We start from the raw sequence: 25,123 nt of genomic DNA on the forward strand, positions 1-25,123 counted from the left end.
AACGCAAGAATGGCAAAAACAACCAAAAAAGAAACTTTAGACAAAAAAAATACGGCAAAAACCGAAACCTCAAGATCCTGGAAACCAAATAAGCAACAACGCTTTGTTTTAGGCTGTCTTCTGGTATTATTTTCTATTGCACTATTAGTGGCATTCATTTCCTTTTACATCAACGGACAATCTGACCAAAGTGCTGTCAGCCAACTCGGCGACCGTACGGAGGTAGTACAAAACTGGCTCGGAAAATTCGGGGCTTTTTTATCCGATCTGATCGTTTATAAAGGTTTTGGATTGGCGGCTTTTATATTTGTGCGACTCTTTTTCCTTACCGGAATGTTTTTGGCATTGGAACTATCCCTCAGAAAACTAAAAAATATTTGGTTCTGGGACCTTTTTGCTATTATTATCGTTTCTGTTTTATTTGGGTTCTTTGCTACTTCTGCACCTGAACTGGGCGGAACCATTGGCTATGAACTTAATTTATTTTCACAGGATTATATCGGAAAAACCGGGACTTTACTGGTCTTGCTTTTTGGACTAATCGTATACCTGATCTTCAAAATAAAATTATCTCCTGAAAAGATCCAGTCTTATTTTGATTCGACCAAAAACGAAATCAAGTCTGAATTAAGCGCTCTTAAAACGCAGCCACAAGTGGAAAGCGCTTACAATTTAGAAGAATTTGCCGTTGAAGAACCGGATGAGGAATTAGACAACATTCACTTAAAGACAGAAGATACTCAATTCGAAATCAACAAAGAAGCTTTAAAACCCACTATTTCAAATTCATCAGAAATTGATTTAAATCCGATTTTAAAGCCACTTCAGATGAATATAAATCCAGTAACACAAACTCCGGTACATACCGAAGAATTTGTTGTTGAAAAACCGGAGGAAGAAGATATTATCGAGGAAAATCTTGCTTCCCGCCTGGTAGCTGATTTTGGCCTTTTTGATCCTACCCTGGATTTATCGAATTATAAATTCCCAACGATTGATTTATTAAAAGAATATTCAACAGGCGGAATTACCATCAATCAGGAAGAACTTGAAGAAAATAAAAACAAAATTGTAGATACCCTTCGTAACTACAAAATTGAAATTGCACAAATCAAGGCAACCGTTGGTCCATCGGTAACTTTATACGAAATCGTACCGGAAGCCGGAATTCGAATTTCTAAAATCAAAAGTTTAGAGGATGATATTGCGCTGTCATTATCGGCATTAGGAATTCGTATTATTGCGCCAATTCCAGGAAAAGGAACTATCGGTATTGAGGTTCCGAACAAAAACCCGACTATGGTTTCGATGAAAAGTGTCATTGGATCGGCTAAATTTCAGGAAGCTGAAATGGAGCTGCCTATTGCTTTAGGAAAAACCATTTCTAACGAAACTTTTGTTGTCGATTTAGCCAAAATGCCCCACTTACTGATGGCCGGAGCTACCGGACAAGGAAAATCGGTTGGACTTAATGCGGTATTAACTTCGCTTTTATACAAAAAACACCCTGCAGAAGTAAAATTCGTTTTGGTGGATCCGAAAAAAGTAGAGCTTACTTTATTCAACAAAATAGAAAGACATTATTTAGCGAAACTTCCCGATACGGAAGATGCTATTATTACCGACAATGCCAAAGTGGTCAACACGCTGAATTCCCTTTGTGTTGAAATGGACAATCGTTATTCGCTACTGAAAGATGCGATGGTTCGTAATATTAAGGAATACAACGAAAAATTCAAATCCCGAAAATTAAATCCGGAAGCGGGACACCGTTTTTTACCATACATTGTGCTGGTAGTCGATGAGTTTGCCGATTTGATTATGACTGCCGGAAAAGAAGTCGAAATTCCGATTGCCCGTCTGGCTCAGCTGGCGCGTGCTATTGGTATTCACTTAATTATTGCCACACAAAGACCATCCGTAAACGTAATTACAGGTTTGATCAAGGCTAACTTTCCAGCCAGAATTGCTTTTAGGGTAACTTCTAAAATTGACTCGAGAACGATTCTTGACACACAAGGAGCCGATCAGTTAATTGGACGCGGAGATTTACTATATACCAACGGAAATGATGTAGTTCGTGTTCAGTGTGCTTTTATCGATACACCGGAGGTAGAAAAAATTACGGATTTTATTGGCGGACAAAAAGCATATGCCACCGCTTATTTGCTTCCTGAGTTCGTTGGGGAAGAAACTGGCATCAATCTTGATATGGATATTTCCGAAAGAGATACTTTATTTAGAGAAGCTGCCGAAATTATTGTCAACGCACAACAAGGTTCAGCTTCATTATTGCAAAGAAAATTAAAATTAGGGTACAACAGAGCAGGTCGTTTGATTGATCAGCTGGAAGCTGCCGGGATTGTAGGACCGTTTGAAGGCAGTAAAGCCCGAAGTGTAAACATCTTAGATTTAAGTGCTCTTGATCAATTTTTTAATAATGAACAAAATTAACCCCATCATGAAAGCAAAAATTCAGGAAATCAACAACAATTCTATCACTAACATGACTAAAAAGTTTTTTCAAATAGCAGTTCTATTGCTTTTGAGTTTCACTTCTATTCAGGCTCAGGATAAGAAAGCCAAGGATTTATTGAATCAGGTAACAGCCAAAATAAAAAGTTACGACAACATTGCAATCGATTTTAAATATTCCCTGAACAATGCCAAAGAGAATATTAATCAGGACAGTAAAGGAAATGTAATTATGAAAGGCAATCAGTTTGTCTTAAATTTCATGGGCGTTACTAAAATTTTTGACGGGCAAAAAACATACACTATCGTTCCTGAGGACGAAGAAGTTACCATTTCGAAAGTAAACGAAAAAGATGATGCTGCGATTACGCCTTCAAAAATGCTTACTTTCTTTAATTCCGGATACAAATACAATATGGATATTGTTCAAAATGTGAAAGGAAGAAAAATTCAGTATATTAAATTAGCTCCTACCAATACTAAAGACCAGAGAAAAGAGATTCTTTTAGGTATTGATGTACAGACAAAACACATCTACAATTTAATTGAAACCGGAAAAAATGGAACAAAAACCACTTTAACCGTTAATTCTTTTAAAACCAACCAGCCTTTATCAAAAAATCAATTTACATTTGTAGCGAGCAAATATCCAAAATACTACATCAATAAATTAGACTAATTCAAGGTTGAAAATTTTAGACAAATACTTACTAAAAACTTTTCTGATTACATTTACTACGGTATTTGTAATCCTTTTTTTTATATTCATTCTTCAAACCGTCTGGCTTTTTATCTCAGAACTTGCAGGTAAAGACCTTGATTTGATACTGGTTGTAAAATTCCTCTTATTCTCGATGCCCCGAATAATACCTTTGGTTTTACCGCTGTCGGTTTTACTGGCTTCTATTATGACTTTTGGTAACCTGGCTGAGAATTACGAATTTGCTGCTATGAAATCTTCCGGAATATCACTGCAAAGGGCGATGCGGGTTTTAATAATCTTTATATGCGTACTAAGTATCGTGGCCTTTTGGTTTGCCAATAATGTAATTCCTTACGCCGAATATAAATTTGTAAACTTCCGAAAAAATATAGCGCAGGCCAAACCTGCAATGGCAATTGCGGAAGGCCAGTTTAATGATGTCGGCACTTACAATATTAAAGTAAACAAAAAGTCCGGTGAAAATGGTAATATTCTGACCGGAGTCACCATCCATGAAAAAGCGAATAGTTTCGGCGAGAACAAAACCGTAATCAAAGCAAAAAACGGAGAATTGATTAGTAATGAAAAGTCCAGTATTTTAAAACTGGTTTTAAATGACGGTTATTATTATCAGGATGTAACGCCAAAAAAATACGAGGACCGTGCTAAATTGCCTTTCGTAAAGGGAAAATTCAAAAAACAGATTATCAATATAGATTTATCAGAGTTAAACAAAACAGATGATGATAGTCCCGAAAGCGTCGGCAGCACCAATGGTATGCTTAACGTTAACGAATTACGCTATACCTTAGATTCCCTGAACAAAAATCTAAACAATGAAATCATCTCTTTTTCGGAAAATATCAATCAACGGGTTGGAATTAAAACTGCTCCCAAAGCAATAAAACCCGAAAAAAAGAAAAAAGCGATTCCTAACGACATTTTATCGTTATATACCAACAAACAAAAGTCGGATATTATAAAAATGGCGAGCAGCACCATTACCAGCAACATCTACTCTATTGACTCAACTCAGAAAGAACTAAAGGACAAACAGAGGGAAATCAATAAACATTTAACTGCACTATACGAGAAATTCGTTATTGCTTTTGCCTGTTTCTTAATGTTTTTTATTGGTGCACCACTTGGCGCTATTATACGAAAAGGCGGACTTGGCTTACCAATTGTATTTGCTGTTTTGATTTTTATCACTTTTCACTTCATTAATACTTTTGGAAAAAGACTTTCACAAGAAGGCGGAATGAGTCCTTTTATGGGATCCTGGATGTCTTCCTTTATCTTATTGCCATTAGCCGTGTTACTTACGTATCGGGCTACAAATGATAACGGATTAATCAATTTTGATGCGATTACAACTCCGATATCACAACTATTTCAAAAAATTTCCGAACGGTTTTTCCCTGTTCAAAACAAACAATAACTATGTCAACAACAAAAATACAATTGAATACCATTGAAGAAGCTATAGAAGATATTCGTCAAGGTAAAGTAATCATTGTAGTCGATGATGAAGATCGTGAAAATGAAGGTGATTTTTTGGCTGCAGCCGAAAAAGTAACTCCGGAAATGATCAATTTTATGGCCACACACGGGCGTGGATTAATTTGCACACCGCTGACTGAAAGCCGTTGTAAAGAACTTGATTTACGTGCCATGGTAAGCAATAATACAGATCATATGGAAACTGCTTTTACGGTTTCTGTAGATTTGAAAGGAAATGGCGTTACTACGGGAATCTCTGCTGCTGACCGATCTAAAACCGTACAAGCTTTGGTTGATGCCAATACAAAACCACATGACTTAGCACGTCCCGGACATATTTTTCCCTTAGTGGCAAAACAAGGTGGTGTTTTAAGAAGAACCGGACATACGGAAGCCGCAATTGACTTTGCAAGATTAGCCGGTTTTAAATCTGCCGGTGTTATCTGTGAAATCCTCAATGAGGACGGAACAATGGCCCGTTTACCTCAGCTCATAAAAGTGGCGAAAAAATTTGATTTGAAATTAGTTTCGATTGAAGATTTAGTCGCTTACAGAATGCAGCATGATAGCCTGATCGTTAAAAAAGAAGATTTTGATATCGAAACCCGTTTTGGAACTTTTAGATTAAGAGCTTACGAACAAACTACAAACAAACAAATACATATTGCCTTAACGAAAGGAACCTGGAATCTTGGAGAACCCATCTTAACGAGAATAAATTCTTCACAGGTTAATAATGATTTATTAGGTACTTTAACCAATAATGCAGAACAGCAGCTGGATGATATGTTTAAAGCGATCAGTGAAAACGGAAAGGGAGCTGTTATATTCATTAATCAGGATATGCAGGCCATAAATCTGTTAAACAGAATTGCGGAGCTTAAAACGTTACAGTCGCAAGGCACAATGAAAGCACCAAAAGTGATCATTGACAGCAAAGATTATGGAATTGGAGCTCAGATTCTTCATGATATTGATATCTCTAAAATCAGGTTAATATCGAATACGGAACAAACCAAACGTGTCGGAATGATTGGTTATGGTCTTGAAATCATTGAATACGTAAGCTATTAATACATGGGAACATTAGAGGAAAGAATTACAAAATCGGAAACTCGTATTTTTAAAGCTGTTTTTCCGAGTACAACAAATCATTACGATACTTTGTTTGGAGGTACTGCTCTTCATCTCATGGATGAAGTGGCTTTTATTTGTGCCACGAGATTCAGCCGAAAAAAAGTGGTAACGATATCAACCGGTCAAATTGATTTTAAAAAAGCAATTCCAGCCGGAACGCTAATCGAATTAGTGGCAAAAGTAGTTAGTGTGGGAAGAACAAGCTGTAAAATTCACGTTGATATTTTCATGGAACAAATGTATTCCGAGCTTCGTGAAACGGTAGTTTCAGGAACTTTTTCGTTCGTTGCTGTTGATGAAAACAAAAAACCGGTACCTGTTTTAGACTAAACGCTTTATTTAACGTAAAATTGTTTTTAAAATAATTACTGATTATGAAGGACTTAAAAATTAATTTAAAATAATCCGTAAAAAAGCTCCCAAAAAGTTTTTATAATCGAAAAAGCACACTATATTTGCACTCGCAATCAGCAAATGATCGCAACATACTGGAGAAATGGCAGAGCGGTCGAATGCGGCAGTCTTGAAAACTGTTGACTGTAACAGGTCCGGGGGTTCGAATCCCTCTTTCTCCGCTGAAAACGCGAGCCCCAATAATCATTGGGGCTCGCAGTGCTTTTAGAGGAAGCCAAAAACTCCGGAACCCTCAATTCAAAAAAATCTTAATCCTTCAAAAACCCAATAAAATCAGGCTCTAATAAATTTATATCTTCATTTACAATAATCATAGTATACAAATTTATAAAACCTAAGTGCACCTATTAGTGCACTTTTTTTTCGTTTAAAAATAAAGTTTTTTACTACAAAAAAACTAAGATCATTTAATAAGGGCTTCCTTAAAAATTTCCGGAGAGTTTTGTTATTCTTATTTAATTTTACATATTAATTTTAAAAAGAATGAGTTATGCTAAAAATTTATTTTTATTTAAAATCAGAAAGAGTTAATGGAAGAGATGAATCTTGTATTTGCGCTCGTATACACTACAAACAGGAATCAATATCTGTATCCACTGGTAAATATATTTCGAAAGAGAGGTGGAATTTTACTAATAAACTACGAAATGTCCTTAAACTGGAAAAAGAAAAAGTCATTCGCCGCAGCCTTGATCTATTTCACCTTACCATCGAGAAAAAATTTAATGAACTAATTCAGCACAATACAGACATTTCATTATTAAATCTTAGAGATGAATTAAAAGGAAAGAGAATAATTAAAGAAAACGGAATTTCAATTATTGAAGTTTTGGAAATGCATATTGAATATTTTAGAAAAAAAGTTTCAATTGCAGAAAGATCTCAGGCAACTTTGCAAAAGTATGAACGCTCCAAAGAATTATTAATGATTTTTACGCTAAAAGAATATGATAACGTTGATTTTGCATGGAGTAAAATCGATAGCCCTTTTATATTTAATTTAGAATCATATTTGAAATATGAAAGCAACTTTAAAGGAAGAATAGGGATCAAAAACAATTCTGTCGTGAAGTATATGAGAATGTACAAAACAGCCTTTAATTATGCTGTTAAAATGGGTAAGTTGGACAGAAATCCTTTCGACATCTACGAGGGCAAATTAAACATCAAAAATGCTGTTTATTTAACTCCTGAAGAATTAAAAACAATAGAGACTAAAAAATTCGGAAATGAAAGATTAGAAAAAGTTAAAGACATTTTTCTTTTTTGCTGCTATACTGGATATGCGCCAATAGATGCTTGCTCTCTAACAGTGAACAATCTGGTTACTGACAATAACAATGACCAGTGGATTCAAACCAACAGAGCCAAAACTTCCATCAGGTCCAATGTTCCTATTCTTCCTCCAGTTCAAAAAATAATTAAAAAATATAAAGACCAACAAACCGGATTAATACCTCAACTATCCAATCAAAAAATGAATGAGTATTTAAAGGAAATTGCAATTTTGTGCAAAATTGATAAAAATCTTACTTGGTATGCAGCCAGACATACCTTTGCCACGACAGTAACTTTAGGAAATGGGGTACGAATAGAAAATGTGTCTTCGATGATGGGACATACAAATATTTTACAAACTCAGCATTATGCAAAAGTTTTGGATTCAAATGTGAAAGAAGACATGAATAAATTAATCGAAAAATATAAGAATTGATAAATAGAAGGATAATAATTAATGCATTCTAATTCATTATATAAATTTCTGTTTTCCAATAATATATTTTGTACTGCTTCATTATATACTCCTTTATAAATTCCCAATATTTACCTTTCAGACAATCTTGCCTCTACTTATACAGTAAATGAGCTGTTATTCCAAGTTCCTTGGCTAGTTTTGTAAAATATTATCTCTTTCATAAATTAATTGGACGGCTTTCTACTTAAAGTTGCGGTCATAAGTTTACGTTTCTCTCATGCTCTAAAGTTAAGATCTAGCCTTAACTAAAACTCCCTACGAAGTCAGTACATCCAATAATGTTAAAACTAAAATTCGTAAATTATGGAAAACCGTAAAAACAACATTTCTTTTAAGTCGAACTTTAGGCAAATAATTAAAAATGCAAATTTAGATAGAACAAACTGTTATTATAATTTCAAATTAAATTTATGCTAAAAAGAACTATTTTAATTGAAAACAAATTTTCCATAACGGCAAAAAATAATCAGCTGTTACTAAAATCAGAAATGAAAGAGAGTTCTATCCCAATTGAAGATATCGGCTTTCTTGTTCTCGATCATAATGAAATCTACCTCAGCATTCCTGCTATGAATTTACTTGTTGATAACAATACTTCTATTGTTATATGTGGAAAGAATCATCTTCCTAATGGAATGCTGTTAAACCTGAACAGCCATCACATTCAACAGGAAATATTCAAAAATCAGATTGAAGCTTCTATACCATTAAAAAAGCAATTATGGCAACAAACAATAATTGAAAAAATTAAAAACCAAGGGCAGTTACTCGAAAAAATAACTGATTCCAAAAATAGTTTTGTATTTCTTGCCAGTAAAGTATTAAGTGGAGATTCATCTAATATGGAAGGAGTTGCAGCACAACAATACTGGAAATATTTTCCTCAGCCAAATCTAGAATTTGATGGAATAAAACGAGAAAGATATGGCGACTATCCTAATAATTTCTTGAATTATGGATATGCGATTTTAAGAGCCGCAACTGCAAGAGCTCTTTCCGGAAGTGGCCTATTGAATACATTAGGAATTCACCATAAAAGTAAATACAATGCTTTTGCACTTGCTGATGATATCATGGAACCGTTTCGCCCCATTGTGGATGAAAAAGTCTTTGAAATTATGCAGCGTTTTGATGAACAAGAATTAAACACCGTTATTAAGGCTGAATTATTACAAATATTAACTAGAACGGTATATTTTAAAGATGAGAAAAGTCCTTTAATGATAGCTTTACAAAAGACTGCAAGTTCTCTCCAACAATGCTTCACAGGAAATCGAAAAAAAATTAAATATCCTGCATTATGGAGCTTAACGGATATCGAATAATGTGGCTATTTGTTTTTTTTGATCTCCCCACAGAAACAAAAAAAGACAGACGAAATGCATCTGGATTTAGAAACAATTTATTAAAAGATGGATTTTCGATGATGCAATATTCTGTTTATGTACGCCACTGCGCAAGTAGTGAAAGTGCCGACGTTCATGAAAAAAGAATCCACAAACTACTACCACCTTTAGGAAAAGTAAGTGTACTTCGAATAACCGATAAGCAATTTGGTAATATCTTAAATTTTTGGGGAAAAGCAGCCTTACCATCAGCACCTCAACCTACGCAACTAGAATTATTTTAGTACTAATCTATTTAATTATTAGTAACGTTTCAATGTCCAAAACCTCATTTACTAAACCCTACGATTGAAAAAATGCCACAATTATGGGTTATCAAACCATAAAAGAGGCATTTTTCTGAACGATATTCACATCTAAATCCTTATATATCAGAAGGAAACAAGCCAACTAATATCGTGTTTTCTAATCTTTAATCAAACCACAACTAAGTTTGATTTGGTCCTTACGCTAATCGGAATATCGTGTTTTCTAATCTTTAATCAAACCACAACGGCGCTGCAGGCGTTGGTAAGACCTACAGCAATATCGTGTTTTCTAATCTTTAATCAAACCACAACAACGACTTGTTATAGGCGTTTTGCAATAGCAATATCGTGTTTTCTAATCTTTAATCAAACCACAACTAAGCTCTAACGCTTCGGTTACAGATTTAAAATATCGTGTTTTCTAATCTTTAATCAAACCACAACAGTGCTCTCGTGCTAAGCCCTTAATCGCATAATATCGTGTTTTCTAATCTTTAATCAAACCACAACAAGGCATCAGAGTACGAAAAGGTAAGAAGAAATATCGTGTTTTCTAATCTTTAATCAAACCACAACAAACGTGTTGTATCGTCAACGTGGCCCGACAATATCGTGTTTTCTAATCTTTAATCAAACCACAACAGCGGGGCAATTAATCCACCTGTCGGATCAATATCGTGTTTTCTAATCTTTAATCAAACCACAACTGCGGCTATTGCTGTAGGGGTAGCCCTTAAAATATCGTGTTTTCTAATCTTTAATCAAACCACAACATACTTGGTAGAATTTTGAAAGGGTGGAAAAATATCGTGTTTTCTAATCTTTAATCAAACCACAACCTTACCGTCACATTTCTATTCCAAAAATAAAATATCGTGTTTTCTAATCTTTAATCAAACCACAACAAATTAAAGTTAATGGAATTTTATACTTTAAATATCGTGTTTTCTAATCTTTAATCAAACCACAACCCAACATTCCGGAAACTATCGATACTCGAAAATATCGTGTTTTCTAATCTTTAATCAAACCACAACTGACTGCACATGAATTGATTTTGTTCTTAAAATATCGTGTTTTCTAATCTTTAATCAAACCACAACCTATAGAATACGGTGAGCAGTTGGAATATAAATATCGTGTTTTCTAATCTTTAATCAAACCACAACGATGAGGCTGAAGAAATAAACGCAAGAACAAATATCGTGTTTTCTAATCTTTAATCAAACCACAACCCGTTTATCTCTAGCTTATATGCAGTAAGTAATATCGTGTTTTCTAATCTTTAATCAAACCACAACTTGGACACGGGGAAACAAAAGCAACTTGTTAATATCGTGTTTTCTAATCTTTAATCAAACCACAACTTTAAAACACTTATCGGCAGAGGTGCATGTAATATCGTGTTTTCTAATCTTTAATCAAACCACAACCTACTGAGATATCATTTACACCTGTTCAGGAATATCGTGTTTTCTAATCTTTAATCAAACCACAACCGTACCAATATCGGGAACCGTACCAATATCAATATCGTGTTTTCTAATCTTTAATCAAACCACAACATTACAACAACGTCAATACCATTGATGTTTAATATCGTGTTTTCTAATCTTTAATCAAACCACAACATGGGTTGGATTGAAGGGCAGAGACAAATCAATATCGTGTTTTCTAATCTTTAATCAAACCACAACCAGGCGATCCGGAATCGGTTCGTTTAGCTTAATATCGTGTTTTCTAATCTTTAATCAAACCACAACCATAATGTTTAAAACAGATTGAATTCTTTCAATATCGTGTTTTCTAATCTTTAATCAAACCACAACTACACCAAACAACGGAAGTTGCAATTTTGAAATATCGTGTTTTCTAATCTTTAATCAAACCACAACTAATCACCCCTGCCTCTTTTTAATTGCGAAAATATCGTGTTTTCTAATCTTTAATCAAACCACAACCTTTGTACAGATAATACTCTGTTTGCCCGAAATATCGTGTTTTCTAATCTTTAATCAAACCACAACCTTCAAAGTATATCCTTGTTTTTGGAAGAAAATATCGTGTTTTCTAATCTTTAATCAAACCACAACAGAACAGTAGAATGTTTGACAAAATTAAAAGAATATCGTGTTTTCTAATCTTTAATCAAACCACAACTAAAAGCTACTGCATTCCTGCTGGGCGAATGCCATACCTTTCCGTTGTGGTTTGGATGTTTAAGATTTGAATTACTTATGTCAAAGAACTACTATCAAAATCTTGTCTTCCAATAATGGTAATAATCTCTATCCTTTTATTCCCATTGATTTGATAGTAAATAGTATCAACACCACATACACAATACCGATATCCTTTCTTTATGTGGTCGGCTGATGGAAACAAAAAAGGATTTCCCTCTATCCTATCAAAACAATCATATAACATATTAAAATAGTTATCCACTTGATTAACGCCAAACTTACCGACCCCATAATAATAAATTCTTCTTAAATCTTCTTTGGCTTCGCTACTTAAATAATAGCTATACATTAGGCAGACCTTTTTTGAATTCTGCTAACATTTCTTCTCTAGTTTGTTTTTTCACAAAACCGCTTTTTTCTCCCTTATCTATTTTAGCCCTCACAAACTCATAATATTCATCTTGTGAACGAGCTTGCTTAATCAAATAGTTAATAGCTTCACTTTTACTACTAAACTCTTCTGTGCTAACCTGATTTTTCAGCCATTCTTCATTCGGTGCAGTTAACGATATACTTTGTCGTGTCATAACAATATTTTATTTGGTGTAAATTTACACCAAACTTTTCAAAATAGAATTACATTTTAGAAATTTTTCCAGTTGAAGAAATTTTAAAATCGAATCCTTCAACTATTACATTTAATGCTGATTTTGAAAGTCTTAACTTCTCATTAGGAATCTCAAAATTAATTTCCGATGATTTTTCTAATTGCCCATCCGGTTTTGAAGTTGAATGCAATCTAAACTGAATCCTGCCATCCGCTTCAATAGCGGCCGTTTTATATAATCTTTTCGCTAAATCTAAATTATCTAATTCCCATATTTCATCTTTAAAATTTTTATAGAACAAGACTAAAGTTCCTGTTTTCAATAGAAATTTTAACTCTAATACGTTTTTGCTTTTATCTTCTATATTATACTCTAATGGAAATTTATGTGTATTAGCTTTTGAATTATAATATTTTCCCGCTTCATAATTATTCACAACTTTATATTCCGTAATAAATTTATCTTTTTTATCTTTTCCTTCATATATCGCAAAACAATAATTTCCATCATTTTTTGCAAAATAATGTTGTTTGTGTTCGTGCCTTGATACATCTCTATGTTTTTTTATCAATAATGGATTACTTACATCATTAGTGAAATAGCGTATTTTTTTTATTGGAACTGGTGAGCCGTTTTGATTTGGTAAAACATACAATTCATTTTTTATTTTGCTTTCAAGAAGTTGTATATCAACTTTAAATTGTTGCTCTTCCTCTTCTTTTACGTTTTTCATTTGCTTTTTCAACTCCTCAATGTCTTTTTTGATTTGTTTTTCTTGTTCTCTACCTTTCTCAACAATCTCTTTTATTTTATCATCTACTATGTTTTTTAAATCGATATCTTTAAATAAATCAATAGATTGACGTTTTACATATTTTACAACTTCTTCTGTTTTTCCTGTTTTTTTATTCAACTCTTCTCTTAAAATTGCACCATAAAAACTTTCTTTATGCAATGCTCCACGAACAGTATCTCCCTGCTTGTATTTGATTTCACCCTTGTCGTTTCGCTGAATTATACCTCTTTTTCTAATGGCTTTTTTACTTTGCGTCGAAAAAACATCTGGCGTATGATGACTTATTAATATATTTTTATCAAACTCTTTTACATCATCATTAAATCCTTTCCATGGAATTCTGTGAGAGAACGATGGTTTAGGCTTTCCGTAAAATTCAAACTGTTCTAAATCATGATAATAATTTGCTAAAGCATCATTTATATCTCTTGTACAACATGCGACCACAACTGCATCTTTTGCGTGATGGGAGTTATTATCCCTTGTTTTTTCTTCCAATCCCCACATTTGTCTCAAATTGGCTGTGGTTTTTCCTTTTACTGCATATACTTTACTAAATGCTGTTTTTAAAAATAAATTTCCATATTTGCTAATAATACCAATATCTACAGATTGACTATTTTTAAATCCTTCTGGAATTTCTTCAATAGTAAACGACTTATATTTTTTATAATAATAAGTGTGCTCAAATTTTAATTTCGTTCTTTTAATTATATTTTTATCTCTATTTTCTTTGGTTGAAGCTACTTTTATTTTTTTAGAAACATCTTTAATTTGATCTTCTAATCCTTTATATTTAGCATACCAATGACTAATCCTTAATAAAATTTCATCATTATTTCCGCACTCGAAAGGAATTTTATCTTTTTTTACTTCTCTATTGTAAATCGAACAACATAATGTTTTATTCGTTTGAGAATTGTCTAAACTTCTACTTCTAGGAATAGTATGCTCTATATCAAATTTAGGATTGCTTCCTATAAAATCTGACAAACAAATAGTTTTACCCGTATAAAGACAAACTTTATCTTGTTCAATCCATAGCTGGTATTTTAAAATATCATTTTCAGTTGGCTCATATTCTAAACTTTTAACATCATTACAGTCATCCGTTTTAATATCACCTCTAAAAATTGATTTAATTTCTTCAGCATATTTATTCCTTCTGTTTTTTAATTCTTCTTGCCATTGTCGTATTGACACTCTTTCATTAGCAGAATTTAATTCTCTTGGCATTTCGATATGAATTACCGTTTCTTCATCAATTAAATCATCTTTAATCAATTGATTTACTACTTTTTTCAATTGATGTAAAGAACGCATAGCCATTGGATTTTTGATAGAAGAAATTAATGGACTTCCTAAATATAACTTCCCATCATCTTCACTTCTTTTTGCTTTTTTATAAACTTCAATAGCTGATGGATGGTATAGCTTTTTTAAACCTCCCGCATCTACATTAAAATTATCATTCAAAAATTGTTTTAAAATCTCATCAATTGTTTTCTTCTTTGCGAATTCTCCTCTTCCCGATTTCAATTGCATCTGAGTTGAAAAAAGTTCAAAACATTCTTTCAAAATTGATGCTTGATATACTATTGGTGTTTCATTCCATTTTTTGGTGCCAACAAAATCTTTGACTTGTTTTTCTAAATCCTTTTTATAAATCTCAGCAACAAATTTATTGTCTGAACTCCAAGTCCCATTCTCTTTTTTAATGTTATTAATTAATCCATTAACAATCTCTATATTATTACTGTAAACTTTATAATTTTCTAAAATAAAATTAATTTCATTTTTGATTACCCTTTTATTTTCTTCATTATTCCAAATTTCAGCTGGCAAAATATTTTTCATATTTGCCAGAAAAACAGAATGAGAATAAATTAAATTTTCCCTTAAGTAAGGCAAAATATTACGAATAGCCTTTAAACTCAAGGATCCATAATCTTGTTTTAACTTTATTTTAGAAAACTTATTGGCCGTTTTTTCATCACAACTAAGATTATCAATAGCAAATTGCTTCAAAAGTCCTTCTTTATCAAAACGAAACAAAACGTGCCATATATCCTCAATTATATCTTCTTCTGTCTTTCTAACTACTTTGTTATTTTCGGTTTTAGTATTTTTCAAGAAATTAGAAGATAAATATACCTTCCAATCTTTACCAAAAACCTCTCTAAGACTGGCAATTGTTGGACAACCAGCTACATTGCTGCCTAAATTATAATTAAATAAAACATCATACTCTTTGCTGTTTTTGTCTTTGTAGTAACCTGGTTTTAAATTTTTAGGAGTTAGTTTTTTTGCTATTTCGGCAAAGTCAAAATTAGCTTTTGATTTTCTGTAAAATAAAAAATCTATTTGTTCTCTTTCATCAGCAGTTAGCACCCGAAGTTTATCGTCATTTAAAGTTTTTATTTTAATATTATTCAAATAACTATACAATCTAAATTCTTCATAATCCGGATGCGAAATAGGAACACATGCCTTTCTATTCTCTAAAGGACATTTAGCAACCAATCCTTTTTGGGATTTTAAAGGTCTTTGAAAAAATATTGCTTCTTTAATTTTATCTTTTAACTCACTTGCAATATTCTGCCTATTACAAATAGTTTCAAACTCTTTCAAGTAATGATCTTCTCTGTGAGTATATTCTCCTCTAATTTTTTCTCCTTTTTCATATAAGGTGTAAAAATATTCTCCAAGTGTTAAGCATTTTGCATCTTCAATTTTTTCAGATAAATCGCTTATAGCTCTTTTTACCGGACCAAGAAATTCTTTCTTATTCAAACGTTCTATTAACTTTTCTTTTAATTCATCATAAACCAATGTAGAATTATCCTTAATTATTGCATTAAATGCTCTTGATAATGTAAATAAAGGTTTATCAAGAGCCTCATCCTTATCGAATGAAGAGAGAAAATCAATAAATAATTCGGAAAATTCAGCGATTGAATGAGATTCATTAATTATAGAATTTATGTCAAATTTCTTTTCTTCAATAATTGAATTATCAGAACTATCTAGTCTATTACTCAAAAAACCTCTCCTTTGAGCAATATGGTAAAAAGCTCTTCCTACATAATATCTATCTAGTTTACTACTAAGATTAAGTGAGTTTTTAACCGAAATGAATCTAAAATAATAGGGATTATCTTTTTGCTTTTTTCTTTCATCTTCATTATCATGATTATCCGTACTTAACCATCTTCTAAATTCATCATTTTGAGGGTAAATCTTTTTGTAACGCCAATCAGATAATTCTCTATCAGATAATTTTGGGCACAAATTATTATCTGACAAAATTTTAAGCAAATCAATCTTTCTAACTTTTCTTCTATATTTTAGTTTTCTAGCACTTCTATAACCCGTTCTTTGAGCTGCCTTTGAACTTTCACTATTTGTTTTTGCTTCAATATTTACACCTTCAGAAAATATCCGAACTCCTTTATCTACAAGAGAAAAATCGTTATTATCTTTCTCTACAATTGCCCATCCAATCGAGTTAGTTCCTAAATCTAATCCTAAAATCTTTGCCATATTTATTAAATTTATTCTGCATGGAATTTACTATAAAAAAAATTAAGACAATTACGGTTTTCCTTTTTCTAATCATAATGTTTTTTCTATATATTTGTTACTGATTAAAATTTCTAATCTTTAATCTTATCACAATAAGGCTACATGCCGTAGATGAAAATCTTTAGTCCTGCTTCGGTGGGACTTTTTTTATACTGAAATAACTGTTTTGTATAACCTTAGATTTCCAAAATCTATAAAGTCTAATCCATTTTATAATCTCTTATTCTAAAACCTAGCTTATACCATAGTTTAATATATTTGAGTAATTTTATTCAAAAATCTAAATAATGTCCTCTGCAAAACGATCAGATACCATCCAACTATTCAAATCTATTTTTAGAGGTCGTGACGATGTATTTGCAGTTCGTTGGGAAAAAGCTGGGAAGTCTGGATATATGCCAGCATATCAATATGACCCGTATCATTATCGACAACATAAAATGAATGGAGGGACTTTTCAGAACTATTCACACAAAACATATCTATCACTTACTGAAACTGAAATTCATAAACATTTAGACGGAATTCAACAAATTGGAGTATATCCATTACTCCAGGATAATACATCTTGGTTTGTTGTAGCTGATTTTGACAAACAAAATTGGAAAGAAGAAGCTGTTGCTCTTCAAAAAATTTGTATAAACAAAAATATTCCAGCATACTTAGAGCGTTCTCGTTCTGGAAATGGCGGACACGTTTGGATATTTTTCAACAAACCATATCCTGCAATCAGAAGTAGAAAGATTTTTATTTCCATTTTAGAACAATCGGGAGCTTTTTCAATGTTTGACAAAAGCTCAAGCTTCGATCGATTATTTCCTAATCAGGATTTTCTTTCGGGAAAAGGCTTGGGGAATTTGATAGCGCTGCCGTTTTTTAAACCTGCAATGAAAAAAGGAAATAGTTGTTTTATAAATCCTGATACGTTTGAACCGATAGATAATCAATGGCTATTTTTAAATAATATCGAAAGGGTTTCTCTTGAAATATTAGAAAATTTGCACCAAGAAATTCCAACAATACAAAATGAATCGATTCCTAAAAGTAGTAATGGTAAATTATCAATCATACTTCAACAAAACATCCATATTCAAAGAAATGGATTAACTACTCCTTTAATCAATTATCTCAAAGAAGAATTGAATTTTGCCAATTCGGAATTCTTTATAAAGAAAAAATCAGGGAAAAATACTTTTGGAACAGAACGTTATTTTAAGCTTGTTGAAGAAACAGAAAATGAAATCATCATTCCAAGAGGTTTTATTGGAAAATTACTGCGTTTCTGTAAAAAGCAAAATCTAGAATTTGATTTCCAAGACAATAGAAAACGAAAGGAAGAAATATGTTTCTCATTCAATGCAATATTGAGAAAACACCAAGATAAAGTCATAGAAGCTTCATCAAAAAAAGATTTTGGCGTTATAGTTGCACCTCCAGGTTCGGGAAAAACTATTATGGGGTTGAAAATTGTCATGGAGAAAAAACAACCTGCTCTAATCATAGTTCATCGTAAACAGCTCTTAGAGCAATGGCAAGAACGGATTCAAGCATTCCTCGGAATTCCAAAACACGAAATTGGTATCATTGGATTAGGAAAAACGAAGATCGGCAAATACATTACTATTGCTACTATTCAAAGTCTATCAAAACAAATAGAACAAATACGCAATCAATTCGGAATTATATTGGTTGATGAGTGCCATCATATTCCTGCAGAAACATTTCGTCAAACAATTGAAAAATTAGAGACATATTATCTCTATGGATTAACAGCAACGCCATTTAGAAAACACAATGATGACAAACTGATTTTTGCTTTTCTTGGAGAGATAATTTCGGAGATCTCAACTACTGACATTGAAAACTTCAAACACGCTCAAGTAATTGTCAGAAATACTAATTTGAACATTCCATTTAATTCAAAAACAGACAGTTTTGAAACACTCTCAAAAATTTTAGTTCATGATTCGGAACGAAACAAACTTATTGTAAAAGACATTGAAGATGAACTATCGAAAGGAAAACGAATTACCATTATAACAGAAAGAAAAGAGCATATTGATTCTCTTTATCTTTTTTTAAAGCAATCTTATGAAGTCATTACTCTCAGCGGAGAGGATTCAGACAATAATAGGAAGTCAAAATGGCAAAACTTACTACAAGGCAATTTCCAAGTATTGATAACCACAGGACAATATTTTGGCGAGGGTTCAGATTTGTCAAATATTAATTCTTTGTTTCTGGTATATCCTTTTTCTTTTAAAGGAAAATTGATTCAATACATTGGTCGTGTACAACGTTCAGAAATAAGTCCTACAATATATGATTATCGTGACATTAAAATAGATTATTTGAATAAACAATTTTTGAAACGAAACACTTATTACCGTCAAATAGCTATGCAGGCAAGTCTATTTGACGAACCAACAGAATCAATATCTAAAAGACAAAATTTGGTAATTAAAAACCAAATCAAGATAGCTATAGAAAATTTGGATTTCAGATATGGTAATGTTGGTTTTGAACACACAGATAAAGAAAACAATCTACCATTCATTTTTGAAATAGAAAACGAAGAATTTAGACCTGAATTTGACGTTTTAAAACCTTATTTCGTCAAAGTTTTGAATTCTAAATTTGTTACAGTTGATATTTATGCTGAATTAGAAAACGGAGTAATTCTATCACAATTGGCAACTTCCGATGACATTGAAAATATCAATAAAGAAATTGTTGAAACCGTAAAATTTCAATTTTTGAATAAAAGCTTTATTAATCAAACTCCGATATCTAAGCAAAATATCCTTACTACAAATGAACTACCTAAAAACCAAAATATTTATGGAGATGTAGATGGAATTTTGAAAGATTTACTCAAAGGCAAACAATACAAACATTCACAGCATATTCAATTTTTAGCTAAAATGCACGAACGGAATTTAATGAAGTTAAGATTTGTTTTACAACCATTTTCATTTGTATTTATGATAGTGGGAGAAAAAAAATATCATATCATTTTAGAAACTTTAGATACCGAAGAAGCTACCTATATTTGGCATATAGACAAAAATAAATCATTACTTATTGAGACAATTAAACAAATAGACACACAACTAAGCATTATTCGAGAAAAAGGACGACAAACTTATTTAGAAACAAATCCGCAAAACTTCTCAAGAATTGTTCATGATTATTCACGCAATGCAAAAGGATTTATGATTTGGAAAGGACAGCTAGAAGAACGACTGATCTAAAATAGAGTACACCCGCAATGGGATATCGAACACACAATTATTGTTTTTATTATCTATTTTGATATTTATCCATGAGACCAATTTTAAAAATCGATGAAATCGGTATAAAAAAGCAAAAAAAAAAAATGAGTTATACTCATTAAAAAAAGAGAATAATCAAAATTTATTATCCTCTAAAGTGCCTTATTAGTACAGAATTCGAACTTTTTATTGGAAGATTTGAAGCTTTTAGCCAACTCTTTTTAAAATGTTTTATGATGCAGCTAAAGCACCTAAATAAAGGCATTTAATAAAACCTAATAGAAAATGATTAGTCTTATTTACTTGGATATTCTGGATAAAGTGAGCAACTAATTCCGGATGAAATTCAGCAGTATAAATGAACTCATAAAGATGTCTACAAAATAGTTTAAACACGACTTTTGAGGTGGTCACTTTAAACCAATTGATCTCTTTTACCGGAATAGGGTGGTCACTTGTACCAGAATTTGCACCTTTAATTTTAAATCTGATAATAAAACGGTTTGTGCCTTGATTACATCAATATTCAATAATGGTTTAAAATTATTTATATTGAATCATTTCTTCTTTGAGCATATAAGCTTTGGGAGAACCCCTGGCTATCAGGAAATCAAGTATAAAGAGAAAATCCTTTGTTAGCCTTTTATTTCCTTTTATTTGAGTTCCATAATTAAAAAATGTTCTGTGAACAAATCTATCCAGTTTATTGCTTTTAACAATATGTATCGTTTGATATTTGATAACCTGAGCGATCCAAGAAACTGACTGTGGCATAAATGGTTTAAAACCAATTCCAGATACAAGATCGATGCACTCATTTACAGCATTATTGCCATATTCTAAAATAAAGTCCTTATAAAAGCTACTCTTTTTTTCTAATACATTCCATTCTCTGACATTATCATGCCATCCAACGTCCAGTAATAAAACTGGAATTAAATAGGCACGCTTTGTTGTCGATATCCAATCTTTTAATACATTCCATAGTTGCCAGAATTTTTCGATGGGCTGTGTACTTGATGGCCAACTCTTTAATTCTAAAACGATCTGTTCAATAATACTTTTAATAAACTCGATAATTTCGTAAGTATTTAGTTCTTTATTATTTTGCAACGTGATATCAAGTAAATCTGTAAAAAGTTTTATTGCCTCAGGATTTGAACGACTAAGCAGGTACTTCGCATAAAAAGATTTGAAAACCTCACGACTTTGCCAGAACTCACTATGATCATATTCGCTTAAACTACCCAGATAATTTTTGTGCATGGTTAGCATATTTGCAATAAAGATTTTTTGTACGTCTTGTTGCGTATCAAATGCAATCATTCTTAACGCATTGTCAAAGAGCCAACATGTTGTATTGTCTAAATAAAACTCTGTATTACCATCAAACTTTGCATTTAAAATTACATCTTTTAGCAGCGTCTCGCCAAATTCGCTCTTTGCTCGTTCAGCGCCCGCGTGATTATACATGTAATCCCCTAAAAGCCTGCCCTTTTCTTTTTTTCGATTTTCATCTATATTATATTGTATGAATTTTAGCAACCCATGCCAGCAATTTTCACTAAACTGTGGTCTTATTTCTAGAACATTTTCCACAATGCTTAATAACAGATATTGTTTTGTATCGCTATCGATAGCTGCTATAATTAATCGAAAAATAAGCGAGCGCAGTTCAACTTCATTAATAAATTCAGCATCTAGCTTAAATAGAAGTGGCACACCATATAAAATAGCATTTTTATCCAAAAAATCATCATCCATACCTCTTGAATAACCCGATTTAATTATTAATTGTGCTGATCCACGTTTTAATAATTCATCCCTGCACCAGATTTTTTCCTCATATTCGAGTTGGTCAAAATAATCACGCAAACCCAGAGTGGCCATTTTTCCTGGAGCGGTCATAAATGAAAATTCAAAATTAGAATTTTGTAAATCCTCATATCCCCTTTTCCAAGCTGCATAAGAATTATCATCAACTAACTTTCGATCAAAAACATTGGATGCCCATATCGTTCCTACAGCTGGCATTTTCTCACTTTCAAATGAATTTATTACCTCTGCAACATCTTTATCATAACCGGGGCTTAAAGCGATATAATTATCATAACCAGAAATAGTCACAGGTTCGAATTTATATTTTCTTATATCCATCTCTGATAAGGCTTTTCTCCATAAGAAATCTGCTTCGGGAACCAAAGCCCACATTGCATCAATTTGTTTAAACAATTGCGGGTTCATTGTCTGATGTATAAACATATAATCAGCTACAAAACCAATAAGCCCCCTAAAATACGTAACACGGTGTTTAAGTCTGTTAGCTTTAATTCTTTCACTTGCTAAAAATGCATTTGTCCCATAATAATCAGGGTGCAACATATCTCTGGTATATCTGGTACTGTCCCATTCAAAAATAGTTCTTGAGCCTAAAAGTACAGCAGTCGTTTCATCCAATAAATAAGGATGGGCCTGAATAACACTTGAAATTACCGCAACAACTCCTACATTATTTGAGTTGAGCATCAAATCTCTCATTAACTTCTTCAACTTTGCATGATTACCGGTTCCTTCTTCTGCTAAGTCTAAAAGACCTTTCTCCAGCGCCATTAATAAAGATTGAATAATTTCATTAATAGCGCTGTGACCCCTATAGAGCTCCCAATAATCATAACATCCATAATATACCCTTTTACCATCTTGTGCAAAATCCAGTTTTACATCTTGACGCTGTCCATTATGTCTTATGGTATTTTTTTTATTTTTTTCAAAAGCAGTATTCAAAAAATCACTTACATAATCAATGGCCTTATCGGGATGATAAAGAAACATCCAATAGAAAAATGTCTGGAAAGCACTCGGAGCTTCATAATGAGAACTTTCTTCAAGTCCCCAATAATTGAAAGCTTCCCCTTGTTCGATAAGACTCATTATAGTTCTGGCAGGATATATTTTAGGTTTCTCTAACCATTTATTCGAGGCCATACTCAATACCTCATCCGGAAAATATTTGCAGACCTGTTCACCATAAACTCCATCAACTATATAATTTTTGGTATACACCAAGACATTTTTATCATTCCATAAATCGTCATTCAATGATGGTAAGGCTATTACAGCATCAATCAGTTTTTTGACATCTCCCTTTACCACAGAGGTCAGCTTTAATAAAAGTCTAAGACTTAAACTCAAAGGAATGGGTAAGTTAAAATTTCTTCTGTAGTCCTTAAAAGAGGATTGATTCTTAAGGGTGTAATCTAATAGTAATAATGCAGCACTTCTTGCAGAAGAAGGTAAAGTCAATGGATTAAAATCAGGTAACTGCCTGCTCCAGTCAAAAATCACATCTAACATTAAACTTTCTATATCAGGAATATTACCAATAAAGTCCTTGTTTTCCAAGACAAAATCTATAAGTGCATCCCATCCTGATCCTGAAGGCACAAGGTCATTAAAGTCACTGGTAGTGTTCTTTAGCTCTTTACAGCAAGTCCTAAGTAAATGAATAATTCTCAAAAGCACAACTCCATTACTCTCCAGCAGTTGTTTTTTTAAAGAATAAAACATCGAGTAAGCATCTTTGGATCTTAGAATATAAACAAAAAGTTCATCTTTCCAGGATTGTTTAATTACTGGACTTAACAGTAATTCACTGCTGAAATTATCAGCCTCCTCAGGATCTTGTATATAAAATTCTTCAAGCCAAAGTCTAAAAGCACGTCTAACAGCAGGACTGTTATCTAAGTTTTCGATAAAAGCATGGGACGTCTCAGCATCCTGCTTTTGCTGTTTGATATAACGGATTAGTGCCCAATCCTCCAAAATATCATGAGCTGGTGAGAAACGATTTGATAATTCTCCTTGCTCAACCTGAAGTATAGTATCGCTAACCAAAGCGTCAGTTACCGCATCAGCTTCATAGGATGTATAAAGTTCCATTGATTTTGCGCGCTGTAATGCAATCTTTGAGAAAGTTGCTCCTCTTTCTCTCTGTCCTGCTTCAACAATTTCTTCCCACATAAGCTTTTTAAATTGTGTATCATCAAGATTTTCAACTTCTAACAATTGAGGAAAGATTCTAAATGCTTTATCCAAATAATACGGCGTTTTCAGTAAATGAATCAATTTAGGATTATTGAATAATGGCTCCATTTGGGGAATTTGAGCCCTTATTTGTCTCATTTCATCATCATTAAATTCATCAACGTAAAAAAATATTTCCCAAGAAAGAAGCTCACTGTGGTAAAAAATTTTGAACTTTTGCAGGAAATAATCCCTTATGGTAACCAATAAAGATAAACGAGGATTATTTTTAACCAATAAAAGCAGTTCAGTAAAAGCCCCTTCAAAACCAGCTTCAACAAGTTTCTCAAAACTTTCAATCCAAAATATCGTCTTTTTCTTTGAAAGAGGGCTCTCAATAAGCTCATTTACAGTTGCACTAAAACCTGCTTTTAAAAGAGCTCCATGCAAAGTAGGAGAAAAAAGTTGCTCTGAATTGAAGGTTATAACAGAGTTATCCGTGCTTTTTTCAAGATCCAAAATTAAGCCTTTTGCCAAAGCTGATTTTCCAGTACCTGCTTTTCCATGCAATACGAGCATTCTGCTGTTTTCAAGCATTTTTTTCGCATCACTAATATCCCTTGCAATATGTATATCCCCAATGGTATCAAGAGTTTTTGCTATAATTGAATTCTTTTTTATATCAATTAGCTTAAATGTACTAATAATGCTTGGGTTTTCTTCCTGTTCCACAGCAATAAAAGGCTCATAATTTGAAGGAATAAGATAATTATATGTCGTTATTTGTGTTGCAAAAAATCTATTTTTCTCCTCATATGTATGTACAATACCAAATAAAAAAACAGTTTCATTTATAACTGCAAAAACACCGCTTCCGGAAAGTCCTTGTACATTCTCTAACGCAGACTGATAACGAGTGTCCAGCATACCATCAAAATTTAACGTAAATAATTTAGGTTTATCTTTTAATGCTTCAACAAATTTTAAATTGTAAGACCGATCTTCTTTCCC

General features: G+C 32.4%; 13 protein-coding genes, 1 tRNA gene and 1 CRISPR repeat array. Of the genes, 10 read left to right on the top strand and 4 right to left on the bottom strand.

Translation table 11 applies throughout. The features are described 5' to 3' along the window. Positions 1–9 precede the first annotated feature (9 nt). From EV142_RS12395 to cas2, 9 genes are all read left to right on the top strand, one after another. Complete coding sequence (locus EV142_RS12395; RefSeq protein ID WP_132036160.1) at positions 10–2,454, top strand: DNA translocase FtsK; 2,445 nt, start codon at positions 10–12, stop codon at positions 2,452–2,454. Between the two features lie 7 nt (positions 2,455–2,461). Beyond that, positions 2,462–3,154: a LolA family protein gene (locus tag EV142_RS12400; RefSeq protein WP_132036162.1), complete on the top strand. Its 693-nt coding sequence runs from the start codon at positions 2,462–2,464 to the stop codon at positions 3,152–3,154. 7 nt (positions 3,155–3,161) lie between these two features. Further along, complete coding sequence (locus EV142_RS12405) at positions 3,162–4,619, top strand: LptF/LptG family permease (protein ID WP_132036164.1); 1,458 nt, start codon at positions 3,162–3,164, stop codon at positions 4,617–4,619. Between the two features lie 2 nt (positions 4,620–4,621). After that, on the top strand, positions 4,622–5,755 hold the full coding sequence (gene ribB, locus EV142_RS12410; protein ID WP_132036166.1) for a 3,4-dihydroxy-2-butanone-4-phosphate synthase: 1,134 nt from the start codon (positions 4,622–4,624) through the stop codon (positions 5,753–5,755). A gap of 3 nt (positions 5,756–5,758) precedes the next feature. Then, entirely contained in the window at positions 5,759–6,148 is a 390-nt protein-coding gene (locus EV142_RS12415) for an acyl-CoA thioesterase (protein WP_132036168.1), read from the top strand. A 160-nt stretch (positions 6,149–6,308) separates the two neighbouring features. Then, positions 6,309–6,393: transfer RNA gene (locus EV142_RS12420), tRNA-Ser, on the top strand. A gap of 329 nt (positions 6,394–6,722) precedes the next feature. Next, entirely contained in the window at positions 6,723–7,946 is a 1,224-nt protein-coding gene (locus tag EV142_RS12425) for a site-specific integrase (protein ID WP_132036170.1), read from the top strand. 452 nt (positions 7,947–8,398) lie between these two features. Then, positions 8,399–9,313: a type II CRISPR-associated endonuclease Cas1 gene (cas1, locus tag EV142_RS12430; protein ID WP_132036172.1), complete on the top strand. Its 915-nt coding sequence runs from the start codon at positions 8,399–8,401 to the stop codon at positions 9,311–9,313. Continuing rightward, positions 9,313–9,618 (top strand): CRISPR-associated endonuclease Cas2, encoded by a 306-nt coding sequence (gene cas2, locus EV142_RS12435; protein WP_233565985.1) that lies wholly within the window; start codon positions 9,313–9,315, stop codon positions 9,616–9,618. The genes cas1 and cas2 overlap by 1 nt, the downstream gene beginning before the upstream one ends. 168 nt (positions 9,619–9,786) lie before the next feature. Continuing rightward, positions 9,787–11,802: a CRISPR direct-repeat array (repeat unit 36 nt; unit sequence AATATCGTGTTTTCTAATCTTTAATCAAACCACAAC). Between the two features lie 75 nt (positions 11,803–11,877). On the opposite strand, the gene EV142_RS12440 is transcribed toward cas2, so the two are convergent. Genes EV142_RS12440 through cas9 form a run of 3 tightly spaced genes read right to left on the bottom strand, consistent with a single transcriptional unit; the run spans position 11,878 to position 16,772 of the window. Then, complete coding sequence (locus tag EV142_RS12440) at positions 11,878–12,174, bottom strand: type II toxin-antitoxin system RelE/ParE family toxin (protein ID WP_132036174.1); 297 nt, start codon at positions 12,172–12,174, stop codon at positions 11,878–11,880. Continuing rightward, the gene (locus tag EV142_RS12445; RefSeq protein WP_132036176.1) at positions 12,167–12,412 is read right to left on the bottom strand and encodes a ribbon-helix-helix domain-containing protein; all 246 of its coding nucleotides are present in this window, start codon (positions 12,410–12,412) and stop codon (positions 12,167–12,169) included. Before EV142_RS12445 ends, EV142_RS12440 begins: the two co-directional genes overlap by 8 nt. Positions 12,413–12,461: 49 nt before the next feature. Beyond that, positions 12,462–16,772, bottom strand: a complete 4,311-nt coding sequence (cas9, locus tag EV142_RS12450) for a type II CRISPR RNA-guided endonuclease Cas9 (protein WP_132036178.1) — start codon at positions 16,770–16,772, stop codon at positions 12,462–12,464. Positions 16,773–17,101: 329 nt separating this feature from the next. Between cas9 and EV142_RS12455 the strand changes: the two genes are divergently transcribed. Beyond that, positions 17,102–20,068 (top strand): DEAD/DEAH box helicase, encoded by a 2,967-nt coding sequence (locus tag EV142_RS12455; RefSeq protein ID WP_238698709.1) that lies wholly within the window; start codon positions 17,102–17,104, stop codon positions 20,066–20,068. 564 nt (positions 20,069–20,632) lie between these two features. Here the strand turns inward: EV142_RS12455 and EV142_RS12460 are convergent. Then, positions 20,633–25,039 (bottom strand): NACHT domain-containing protein, encoded by a 4,407-nt coding sequence (locus EV142_RS12460; protein ID WP_132036180.1) that lies wholly within the window; start codon positions 25,037–25,039, stop codon positions 20,633–20,635. Positions 25,040–25,123: the final 84 nt, after the last annotated feature.

The sequence above is a fragment of the Flavobacterium circumlabens genome (assembly GCF_004345565.1).
In the GTDB taxonomy this organism is placed as follows: Bacteria; Bacteroidota; Bacteroidia; order Flavobacteriales; family Flavobacteriaceae; genus Flavobacterium; species Flavobacterium circumlabens.